The following is a 10,370-nucleotide window of genomic DNA, read 5'->3' as shown; positions in this document are numbered from 1 at the left end:
CGCTGGAGTCGATGAGGCCCTTGATTTCCTTGGCCGCGACCGCGCTGCGCTGCGCCAGCGTGCGCACTTCTCCGGCCACCACGGCAAAGCCCCGGCCCTGCTCCCCGGCGCGGGCGGCTTCCACGGCCGCGTTCAGCGCGAGGATGTTGGTCTGGAAGGCGATGCCATCGATGGTGCCAATGATGTCGGCCATCTTTCGGGAGCCGGCATCGATGTCGCGCATGGTGGCGATGACGTCGCTCACCACGGCGCCGCCCCGGGCCGCGACGCCCGTCGCCGTCTTGGCCAGTTCGCTGGCCTGTTCGGCATGGTCGGCGTTATGGCGCACGGTGGTACCCAGTTCCTCCATCGTGGCCGCCGTCTGCTGCAGGGCACTGGCCTGCTCTTCGGTACGCTGGCTCAGGTTGGCGTTGCCCGACGCGATCTGCGTTGAGCCGGTGGCGATGGACTCCGACGCCTCGCGCACTTGCTGCACGATGCCGGCCAGGCTGTCGCGCATGGCCCCCAGCGATGCCAGTACGCTGCCGACCGGTGCGCGCTCGCTACCGGCCACGGGGCTCAGGTCGCCGTCGGCAACCTTGGTCGCGGCCGCGCTCAATTCCGCCGGCTCGGCCCCGAGTGCCCGTGACAGGCTGCGCACGATGAGGGCGCCACTGACGGCGGCAAGCACCAGGGCGCAGGTGACGACAGCCAGGAAGCCGTTGCGCTGGCTGCTGACCCGCGCTTGCGCCTGTTCAATCAGCTCTTCGGCGCGCTGCGCGGTGTAGTCCGAATAGGCGCTCGACGCCTGCACCAGTTCGGCCAGCAGGGGACGGCACTGCTCGTTCATGCGCAGCACGGCCTCGTCGCGCTTTTGCTCCAGCGCCAGCTTGACGATGCCCAGGGCCACCGGCGCGTATTTCTGCTCGACGCGGACGATGTCGGCGATCAGCGCCTTCGCCTTGGCCGACACGTCGGCGGCCTCGGCCATGTGTTGGAGCCGGCCGAGTTGCTCGGAGGCCGTGGCGTGCGCCTTTTCCACCCGGGCCCTCTCGACATCCAGATCCTGCGGCTGCGTGACCAGCACAAGGTTGCGCGCTGCGATGGCGCGCTCGTCCACGGCCAGCCGTACCGCGTTGGCGACGCGCATGCGCGCGTCAATGCCTGTGACGTAGCCCTCGAAGGCCTCCGCCTCGGTTTGGAGAGCCCGCCAGGCGAGCCCCGCGATCAGCAGCAGCAGCGCCACCACGGCACCGAAGGCGAGGATGAGTCTTGCGCGGACGGTCAAAGAGGAGACGTTCATGGTGGCTCTTCGGGTTGGCCAAGGCGATGCCGAAAGTTACCCGAGAGACCTGATATCTGATTTATTTGACAGCTATGAGGTGCAAACAATGCCACGGATCAGTCATTTCTCGCCGCAACACCCCCCATCAAGCACGAGATCTGTTGATGCTGCGCATTGGCGATCCTGTCACTCTGCTCGCAGGTTTTCGCCTGGCGAACCTCGGCACGGCATTGGGCGGCTGCCTGCTTGCCGGGAGTCGGCCACGTGACGCTGGCGGCCGCGCGATACAGAAATGGCTCGGCCGCACGCAGTACGGCCAGGACCCGCACTTCAACGGCTGGCTGCAGGATTCCCGCATCTACGGCAGCGCGCTGGGCGCCGCGCAGGTGCAGGCCCTGGCCCAGCCTGGGCGCGCACATCGTCAGCCGGCACGCTGGCTGGTCGTCACCCAAGGCCCCGTGAGGCCGTCGAGCTCGCAATCCCACAGCGCTTGCGCATCCATCTCATCGACCACGCCTTCGCCGTACACCTTCAAAGCCAGGCTGCGCAGCATGATCACCATGCCCCGCACAAACGCCGCACGCCCCGCTTCCCCGGCCACGCCGAGCAGCACCGAAGCGTCCAGCTTCACGTAGTCCAGCCCAGCTTGGTAGAGCTTCTCGACCTGCGCCAGCCCAGCGCCGGCATGCTCCAGGCCCAACTTGACCCCAAGTGGCCGCAGCTGGCGGCCGAACTCCAGCAGACGCTCGAAATGCTCGGTTGCGGCAGCCTCGGCCAGGTCCAGCAACAACGAGCGCGCCGGCTGCGGCCATTGCGCCAGCAGCTCGCGCAGTTGCGGCAGGAAGGCCGCGTCGGCCAGCGACACCGGCGCCACATTGATGCAGCGCRCCTTGCCATCAGCAGCGATGGCCTGCAGGGCCAGACCGACGGCGAGCAGGTCGACATGCGCCGTCATGCGCGCCCGCACGGCCAGCGGCAGCCAGGCCGTGGCAGGCTGGAAATCTTCATCGAGGCGCAGCTGCAGCGGGCACTCCAGATGCAGCACGCGGCCGGCGCGGTCACGCACCGGGAACTCGACCAGGCGGCCACGCTGCTGGCTGACGGCCTCCTGCAGCTGGGCACGCCACAGGCCCTCGCCCTGCTCGCGGCCAATGCCGGGGTCGGCCACGATTTCGACGACAAAGCCACCACGCGCCTCGCTCTGGTGCTCGGCCCGGGCCAACGCGGCATCGGCCTCGCCCAGCCAGACGTTGCTCGGCCGCTCGCGTGGCAGCTCGACGGCGCCGAGCGCCACCTGCACACCGGGCCCGAAGGCCGGCAGGCTGGCACGCAGCGCATCGGCCAGCGCATGGGCCGTCTCGGCGGCCACGCCCTCGGCCGGCAGCCACAGCGCAAAGTCGCCGCCGTTCAGGCGGCCGACGCGGCAACCGGCCACCGACTCGGGATAAGCCTGCAGGGCCGAGACGACGGTCAGCAATACATCGTCGACAGCGCCCCGGCCCAGGCGGGCATTCAGGCCGGACAGGTCACGCAGGCGTACCAGCACCAGGCCAGCCACCGCCGGGCCGTCGTCGCGGCGCAGGGCCGCATCCAGCTCGGCCAGGAAATGCTTGCGGGTGGAGACGCCGGTCAGCGGGTCGTGGTGCACCTGCTCGCGCAGCACCAGCAGCTGGCCGGCCTGGGCCTCGAAGAGGTCGCGCACGCGCTGCACCATCGCGTTCATGGCGCGGGTGAGGCGCTGCAGTTCCGGCACGCGCGGCTCGACGACCTGGCCATAGCTGCCGGCAAGCACGCCCTCGGCCTGGGCCACGGCGGCGTCCAGCGGGCGGCGGATGCGCCTCAGGCCCGCCCAGGCCAGCACGGCCGCGACGATGCCGACGATGAGCAGCCAGGCCAGCAGGCGCCGCGAGGTCAGCCACAACGCGTCATGGGCGTAGCTGGAATGGCTCTTCAGTTCGACCGCACCGATGGCGTTCCAACCGTTGGACAGCTGGGCCACACCGGACGCGGCTTCGATGGGCAGCATGGCGCGGAACCAGGCCGGCGCCTGGCCCGGGCGCGGCGCCTCGGCACGCTCGAACAAGGTCTCACCATTGGCGCCACGCCAGCGCACGAATTCGTAGGCGCCGGTATCGAACTGGGCCGACACCAGCAACTTGATGAGCTCACGGTCGCCCTGCTGCTGCGACAGGGCGAGGGCCAGGGCTTGGGCGTTGTCGGCGTTCTTCAGCTCCAGTTGGGTGTGCATCAACTGCCGCGCGGAGACCATGGACAGGCCGACCGCGCCCACCAGCGCGGCCAGCACCACGCCAAGCACCAGCCAGGCGATCTGCCGCATCAACGACATGTCTCACTCCCGTTCACAAGAATCCCTCCGCTCTCACTTTGGCCACCAGCTCGCGCCACAGCGACAGGCGCGCCAGCGGGTCACCCGCCGTCACCTGGCCCACGCCCTGCCACAGGCCCTCGGTGTTGAAGCTGAACACCGGCGTCAGGTCGGTGCGTTGCGACGCGGGCAGCACCTCGGGCCGCAGGTTGTCCAGGATCAGCGGCTCGGCGCCCGGCTGGGCATAGTAGGCCAGCACCATGTGGGCGAGCGACTGGCCCTGCAGCCGCGCCCGCACATAGACCATCCTCAACTTGGCCGTCGGCACGCCCGTGGCCGCCAGGCCGAAGTATTTGGCGATGGCGTAGTCCTCGCAGTCGCCGGCGCGCTTTTCCAGGCTTTCCAGCGGCGAGGCCCAGTAGTCCGGCAGGTTCCAGGTGACGGCGTCGTCCTTGAAGGCCAGGCGGCGGTTGAAGAAATCGTTGATGTCCTTGAGCCGCTGCAGCTCCTCGCTCACGCCGCTGCGCTCGATCTGCTGCACCAGGGCCTGGGCCTGCTCGACGACGCGGGGACCGCGGGCGGCGGCAGCTTCCAGCACACGCGCCGCGTCATAAGCCGCCAGCGCCAGCACCGGCCCGGCCACCAGGACGGCCAACCACCACCGATGCCGACGAAGGGCGAAAGCGACGCGAGGCGGGGAAGTGGGCAAGATTGACGGCGGGCTGCAGTTGAATTCACTGTACCCGGCCGGCACATGTCCGAAGCGCCATAAGATTTTTGGATGATGCAGAACCCGGCACCTTCCCACGACCTGCGTACTCGTGCGCAGCAGATCCGCGACGACATCGACCAGTCGCGCCGCCGTGGCCCCCTGCAGCAGAYCCAGATCCCGCCCTGCCCCGAGTTGCTGGCGCAGTTGCAGCAGGCCATGAACCAGCCGGAACCCGACCTCAACCTGGTCTCGCGCATCGCCTCCAGCGACGTGGCCATGGCCGCAACGCTGCTGCGCATCGCCAACGGCCCGCTGTTCAAGCCCGTGGGCCTGCCCTGCACCACCGTCGGCCAGGCCATGACGCGCATCGGCCTGCGCGAGAGCGTGGCCGTCATGACGGGCTTCCTGGCCCGGCACGCCATCCCCGTCAACGCGCCACAGCTGGCGCGCTTCTGGGAGCGCAGCACCAAGCGCGCGATCGCGATGGCCATCATTGCCCAGCAGCTGCCAGGCCTGTCGCCTGACCTGGCGCACAGCTTTGGTCTCTTCCTGCACGTTGGCATGCCGGTGCTGATGCAGAGCGTGCGCGGCTATGCAGCCACCATGGTGGAGGCCGGCGCTCGCATCGACCGCCCCTATATCGCCACGGAAAACGCCAACCACAAGACCGACCATGCCGTCGTCGGCGCGCTGGTCGTGCGCGTTTGGAACCTGCCGGCGCCGCTGATGTCGGCCATCCGCCTGCACCACGACTTCGCGGCCCTCGGCCACGACGGCATTGAGCCTGAGATCCACACGCTGATCGCCGCCGGCCTGATCGCCGAGCATCTGATGCGCCGCCACGAAGGCCTGCCCGAGGACGCCGACTGGGCCGGCCACCACCAGGCTGCGATGGCCTGGCTGCACATCGACTGGGAAGAGCTGGCCCAGTGGGAAGAGGCCATTAGCGCGCAGTTCGATGCGGCTTAGGTTCCCGCGCCTGCGTGTCATCGTGCTGGTCGCCATGGTGGTGGCGGCACTGGCTATCGTCGGCTGGTGGGCGTTCGGCCCGTCCGGCGTCGCCGTCGAGTTGACCAAACGCAGCTGGCGCATGGAGATCATCGTCGAGCGGCTGCGTTCCGAGTCCGGCTCGGACTGGTGCGACGAGCTTCCCGAGGGCGCTTTCGACATCAGCCGCCGCACCATCGCCGATCCCACCGGCAAGCGCGCCGAGCCGGGCGAGCATTGCCGCTACAACGTCCTGGCCTGGCGCCGCAGCTGGATCGTCAAGAACGAGGGCGGCCCCGGCGAGCGCCCCGACTGGCCGCGCCCGCCGCTGCGCATGGCGCCACCCGGCCAGCCCGGCAGCGAGCGCCTGAGCAAGCGCGAAGCCTATTTCGAGATCGAGCTGCGCGACCGCGAGGACCATGCCTGGGTCTGCCGCGTCGACGCCGAGCGCTGGAAGCAGCTGCGCGTGGGCATGCGCTTTCGGATCCCGGTGGACCGCTTCGGCACGGCGAACTGCCCGGCGATGTATCCGTCCAACATCTAGCCGGCCTTGGCCGCCTTCCAGCGCTTCAGGATCTCCGCTTCCTGCTCAGGCGTGTCCGGCTGCGGGCTGCGCCCTTCGATCAGCGGCAGCAGCGCTCGCGTACCTTCGTACAGATGCTCGAACAGCTTCTTGACGCGGGGCACCTGGCGCAGCTCCACGCGGGTCAGCAGCCACAGCTCGCTGCGCCAGTCGCGCGGCGGATCGAACACGCGACGCAGCTCGGGGTCGGCATCGCCGAGATAGCAGGGCAAGGCGCCCAGGCCCATGCCCGCACGCACGAGTTGGCGAACATGAGTCAGGCTGTTGGTGCGCACCGCCACCTGGCGGCCCAGGCCCTGGCCCTCCAGCCAGCGGGCCGATGCCAGGTGGGCCAGGTCCTCGTCGACACCCACCCAGGGTTGCAGGTCCAGGGTCTCCGCGCTGACGCCGCCCAGCTTGCGGGACGCATAGACCGTCGCCTCGACACGCGCCAGGCGGCGCCCCACCAGCGACTCCGGCGGTGGCCCGCCGGAGCGCAGCGCGACATCGGTTTCGCCCTGCTGCACGTCCAGCAGCGCGTTGCCGCTGCGCACCTGCAGCTGGACCTGATGCCGGGTCTGGTAGCTGGCCAGCAGCGGCGGCAGCAGGGCCTGCATCCAGGTATCGGCCGCGCTGAACCTCAGCAGGCCGCCAGGCCAGGCCTGCCGCCCACGCAGGCTCTCGGTCACGACATGCAGCTCACGTCCCATGCGGCGCGACAACTCGACCAGCTCGGCCCCGGCGCGCGTGGCCACATAGCCACCACGCAGGCGCTCGAACAGCCGCAGGTCCAGCTTCTGCTCCAACGCCCGCAGCCGCCGGAACAGCGTCGCATGGCTCAAGCCGCCCGCGCCGGCCGCCTTGGCCAGGCCGCCATGCTGGGCGATCAGTTGCAGCAGGCGCAGGTCGTCCCAGTTCAGGTCGTTGATGATGGGCGCTGTCATGACCAGCAATTTTGCAATGACAAATTGCAAATTCGCACACGTAGGAGGCTCAGCGCGTTCCTAGACTGCAGGCCTTCCCAGCACAACAAGAAACCACGCCATGTCGATGTACGAACAGCTTCCCTTCCAGCCCGCCAACCGTGGCGAGATCGACCGCGTGGTGGCCGACTTCCCGCTGGCCACMCTCGTCAGCGCCGACGAGGGCCGGATGCTGGCCACGCCGCTGCCGTTGATCCTGGAGCGCGATGCGGCCAGCGGCGAAGCACGGCTGATCGGCCATCTGTCGCGTCGCAACCCGCAGTTCGCCCTGCTGCAGCGCCAACCGCGCGCCCTGGCCACCTTCACCGGTGCGCAGGGCTATATCGCCAGCAGCTGGATGAGCAACCGCCGCTACGCACCGACCTGGAACTACGAGTTCGTCCAGTTCGAACTGGACGTCAGCATCGAGGACAGCCCGGAACAGCTGCTGCGTGCGCTGGAGCTGCTGAGCGCCCATGTCGAAGCACCCTACCCCAATGCTTGGCGGCCGGCCGAGATGGGGCCGCGGCTGGAGCAACTGGCGCAGTACATCGTGCCCTTCAGTGCCCGCATCCTGGAGACCCGCGCCCAGTTCAAGCTGGGCCAGGGCGACCCAGCCGATGCGCGGGCCGACGCCTACGCCGGCCTGTCCCGCTACGGCGGCCATCAACTGGCCGCCGCGATGCGGCGGCATGAAGAGCTGGTGCGGGAGGCCGCGCGCTAGGGCTCGGGTCTCACCGCCCTCAGCATCTGCTGCCACAGCGGCGCATAGGCCGCGTTGGCAATGCCTTCGCCATGCGGCTGGCCGCCCGGGCGCAACGGCAGGTCCAACGCATGAACCTGGGCCGGCGGGATCCCCAACAGGCGATAGCTTTGCGCCAGCAGGTCGGCGGCCGTCTCCTGCACGTGGTAGGTCGCATGCCAGCGTTCGGGCGGCGTGACGCTGGCACGGCGATACCAGCGGGCCAGTTCGCCGCCGGCCTCGCGGTCCCAGCCGCCGGAGAAGTCCAGCACGCCGGCCACCGAGCGCGTCTTGGCGATGAAGGCGGCCATGCCGCCGCCTTGGGACTGGCCAGCCAGCACGATGCGGCTCCAGCGTGGCTCATCGCCATCAACGTAGCCGGCCCATTGGCCCGCCGGATCCTGCTCGGCCAGATGGCGCAGCAGCCGGGTGAGCCGCGGCACGATGGCATCCTCGGGCCGGTCGTCAATGGGCGCCGCGGTCGCGTCGCCCCAGACGCGTTGTTGGCGGAAGGCCGCGGCGCAGGTCGGATGGGCCTGCAGCCGCGGTCCCTTGCAGACCTGCGATACGGCCACATCGTCCAGATAGGACAGGCCGACCAACCGGAAGCCGGCGGATCGCACCGCCTGGAAAAGGCCCTTCGGCCCGCTGGCGGGATGACCGTTGGTACCCGGCAACCAGACAAGCAGGGGCTCGGTCACCGCCGGGTCGTAGACCACCCAATGCGGCGGCTCATCGGCCTTGAGCCGCGCATCGGTGGCCTGCGGCGCGACCCGCAGCGAACGTTCCTCGGCCTGTGCCGAGAGCGCCAGCAGCAACGCCGCCCCCAGCAACAGACGACGCATCGCTGCTTACTTCTTGCGCACCGGCGGCACGTCCGTGCAGGAGCCGTGCGCCACTTCCGCAGCCATGCCCAGGCTCTCGCCCAGCGTCGGGTGCGGGTGGATGGTCTTGCCGATGTCCACCGCGTCCGCGCCCATCTCGATGGCCAGCGCGATCTCGCCGATCATGTCGCCGGCATGCGTGCCGACGATGCCGCCGCCGATGATGCGGTGGCTTTCCTCGTCGAAGAGCAGCTTGGTGAAGCCTTCGTCGCGGCCATTGGCGATGGCGCGGCCCGAGGCCGTCCACGGGAACAGCCCCTTGGTGACCTTGATGCCCTTGGCTTTCGCCTCGTCCTCGGTGATGCCCACCCAGGCCACCTCGGGGTCGGTGTAGGCCACGCTCGGGATCACGCGGGCGTCGAACTGGCTCTTCTTGAGCTTCTCGTCACCCAGCAGTTCGCCAGCGATGACTTCCGCCGCCACGTGGCCTTCGTGCACCGCCTTGTGGGCCAGCATGGGCTGGCCGACGATGTCGCCGATGGCGAAGACGCTCGGGACGTTGGTGCGCATCTGCACGTCGACCGGGATGAAACCGCGGTCACCGACGATGACGCCCGCGTTCTCGGCGCCGATCTTCTTGCCGTTGGGCGTGCGGCCCACGGCCTRCAATACCAGGTCGTAGCGCTGCGGCTCCTTCGGCGCGCCCTCGCCTTCGAAGGTGACCCAGATGCCATCGGGCTTGGCCTCGGCACCGACCGTCTTCGTGTTCAACATGATGTTGTCGAAGCGGTGCGCGTTGAACTTCTGCCAGACCTTGACGAGGTCGCGGTCGGCGCCGGTCATCAGCGTGGGCAGCATTTCGACGACGTCCAGGCGCGAGCCCAGCGTGGAGTACACCGTGCCCATTTCCAGGCCGATGATGCCGCCGCCGACGATGAGCATCTTCTCGGCCTCGACCTGCATCYCCAGCGCGCCGGTCGAGTCGACGATGCGCGGGTCGTCAGGCAGGAAAGGCAGGCGCACAGCCTGCGAACCGGCCGCGATGATGAGGCGCTTGAAGGCCACGGTCTGGGCCGCGCCGGTCTTGGCCTGGCCCACGGCGCCTTCGGTCGCTTCGACCTTGAGATGTTGCGCGTCGATCAGCGAGCCGACGCCGCGCAGCACGGTTACCTTGCGCATCTTGGCCATCGCCGCGAGACCGCCGGTCAGCTTGCCTGTCACCTTGTTCTTGTGGGCGCGGAGCTTGTCGATGTCGACTTCCGGCTCACCGAAGGCCACGCCAAGGTCGGCCATGTGGCTGACCTCGTCCATGACCGCCGCGACGTGCAGCAGCGCCTTGGACGGGATGCAGCCGACGTTCAGGCAGACGCCGCCGAGCGTTGCGTAACGTTCGACGAGAGCAACCTTCAAGCCGAGGTCGGCGGCGCGGAAAGCGGCCGAGTAACCACCAGGGCCGCCGCCGAGGACGACGAGGTCGAAGGCCTGGTCGGCGCTGCCCGAGTAGGTCGCAGCAGTCGGCGCGGGTGCGGCGGCCACGGGTGCCGGTGCAGGCGCTGCAGCGGCCGCAACCGGCGCGGGCGCAGCGGCTTCAGCCGAGTCCAGCGTCAGCACGACCGAACCCTTCTTGACCTTGTCGCCGATCTTGACGCGCAGCTCCCTCACCACGCCAGCGGCGGATGACGGGATCTCCATCGACGCCTTGTCGCTCTCGACGGTGATGAGGCTTTGCTCGACCTTGACGGTGTCGCCGGCCTTGACCAGCACCTCGATGACGCCGACTTCGTCGAAGTCGCCAATGTCCGGAACTTGAACTTCCACGATTGCCATGTGTTCAGCTCCCGACTTAGAGCGCGATCCGACGGAAGTCGGAGAGCAGCGAAGCAAAGTAGACGTTGAAGCGAGCAGCCGCGGCGCCGTCGATGACGCGGTGGTCCCAGCTCAGCGACAGCGGCAGGATCAGGCGCGGCTGGAAGGCCTTGCCGTCCCACACG

11 protein-coding genes are annotated in these 10,370 nt (G+C 69.0%); 3 read left to right on the top strand and 8 right to left on the bottom strand.

What is annotated here, in order from left to right:
* The 4 genes from ACXJKR_RS14880 to ACXJKR_RS14865 form a co-directional block, all read right to left on the bottom strand.
* Positions 1-1,282: methyl-accepting chemotaxis protein (locus ACXJKR_RS14880; protein WP_457323487.1), on the bottom strand; the 1,282-nt coding region annotated here is incomplete at its 3' end.
* A 98-nt stretch (positions 1,283-1,380) separates the two neighbouring features.
* On the bottom strand, positions 1,381-1,716 hold the full coding sequence (locus tag ACXJKR_RS14875) for a hypothetical protein (protein ID WP_457323486.1): 336 nt from the start codon (positions 1,714-1,716) through the stop codon (positions 1,381-1,383).
* Positions 1,686-3,611: a bifunctional diguanylate cyclase/phosphodiesterase gene (locus ACXJKR_RS14870; RefSeq protein ID WP_457323485.1), complete on the bottom strand. Its 1,926-nt coding sequence runs from the start codon at positions 3,609-3,611 to the stop codon at positions 1,686-1,688. Before ACXJKR_RS14870 ends, ACXJKR_RS14875 begins: the two co-directional genes overlap by 31 nt.
* A gap of 13 nt (positions 3,612-3,624) precedes the next feature.
* Entirely contained in the window at positions 3,625-4,245 is a 621-nt protein-coding gene (locus ACXJKR_RS14865) for a transglutaminase-like cysteine peptidase (protein ID WP_457323484.1), read from the bottom strand.
* A gap of 126 nt (positions 4,246-4,371) precedes the next feature.
* Here ACXJKR_RS14865 and ACXJKR_RS14860 point away from each other — a divergent pair, with 126 nt between their 5' ends.
* Together ACXJKR_RS14860 and ACXJKR_RS14855 are read left to right on the top strand one after the other, a co-directional pair.
* Positions 4,372-5,271 carry an HDOD domain-containing protein gene (locus ACXJKR_RS14860; protein ID WP_457323483.1) on the top strand — a complete coding sequence of 300 codons (900 nt, stop codon included), beginning with the start codon at positions 4,372-4,374 and terminating at the stop codon, positions 5,269-5,271.
* Positions 5,261-5,833 (top strand): hypothetical protein, encoded by a 573-nt coding sequence (locus tag ACXJKR_RS14855; protein ID WP_457323482.1) that lies wholly within the window; start codon positions 5,261-5,263, stop codon positions 5,831-5,833. Before ACXJKR_RS14860 ends, ACXJKR_RS14855 begins: the two co-directional genes overlap by 11 nt.
* Here the strand turns inward: ACXJKR_RS14855 and ACXJKR_RS14850 are convergent.
* Positions 5,830-6,795 (bottom strand): LysR family transcriptional regulator, encoded by a 966-nt coding sequence (locus ACXJKR_RS14850; RefSeq protein ID WP_457323481.1) that lies wholly within the window; start codon positions 6,793-6,795, stop codon positions 5,830-5,832. The two genes, ACXJKR_RS14855 and ACXJKR_RS14850, sit on opposite strands and share 4 nt — an antisense overlap.
* A gap of 100 nt (positions 6,796-6,895) precedes the next feature.
* On the opposite strand from ACXJKR_RS14850, the gene ACXJKR_RS14845 reads away from it, so the two are divergent.
* Positions 6,896-7,537, top strand: coding sequence for an FMN-binding negative transcriptional regulator (locus ACXJKR_RS14845; protein WP_457323480.1), 642 nt, complete (start codon positions 6,896-6,898; stop codon positions 7,535-7,537).
* On the opposite strand, the gene ACXJKR_RS14840 is transcribed toward ACXJKR_RS14845, so the two are convergent.
* Genes ACXJKR_RS14840 through ACXJKR_RS14830 form a run of 3 tightly spaced genes read right to left on the bottom strand, consistent with a single transcriptional unit; the run spans position 7,534 to position 10,369 of the window.
* Positions 7,534-8,400 (bottom strand): BPSS1187 family protein, encoded by an 867-nt coding sequence (locus tag ACXJKR_RS14840; RefSeq protein ID WP_457323479.1) that lies wholly within the window; start codon positions 8,398-8,400, stop codon positions 7,534-7,536. The genes ACXJKR_RS14845 and ACXJKR_RS14840 overlap by 4 nt on opposite strands.
* Before the next feature lie 6 nt (positions 8,401-8,406).
* Positions 8,407-10,206, bottom strand: coding sequence for a dihydrolipoyl dehydrogenase (gene lpdA / locus ACXJKR_RS14835; RefSeq protein WP_457323478.1), 1,800 nt, complete (start codon positions 10,204-10,206; stop codon positions 8,407-8,409).
* A 16-nt stretch (positions 10,207-10,222) separates the two neighbouring features.
* Positions 10,223-10,369 (bottom strand): 2-oxo acid dehydrogenase subunit E2, encoded by a 147-nt coding sequence (locus ACXJKR_RS14830; RefSeq protein ID WP_457323488.1) that lies wholly within the window; start codon positions 10,367-10,369, stop codon positions 10,223-10,225.
* Position 10,370: the final 1 nt, after the last annotated feature.

The organism is Roseateles sp. P5_E11 (genome assembly GCF_054049355.1).
Note: the sequence above shows the minus strand (reverse complement) of the source record. Positions and strands in the feature narration are given on the sequence as shown.

What these genes read in the sequence shown, in the direction of transcription:
- ACXJKR_RS14855 (WP_457323482.1), top strand. Translation starts at nt 5,261, where the DNA reads ATGCGGCTTAGGTTCCCGCGCCTGCGTGTCATCGTGCTGGTCGCCATG.
- ACXJKR_RS14850 (WP_457323481.1), bottom strand. Translation starts at nt 6,795, where the DNA reads ATGACAGCGCCCATCATCAACGACCTGAACTGGGACGACCTGCGCCTG.
- ACXJKR_RS14840 (WP_457323479.1), bottom strand. Translation starts at nt 8,400, where the DNA reads ATGCGTCGTCTGTTGCTGGGGGCGGCGTTGCTGCTGGCGCTCTCGGCA.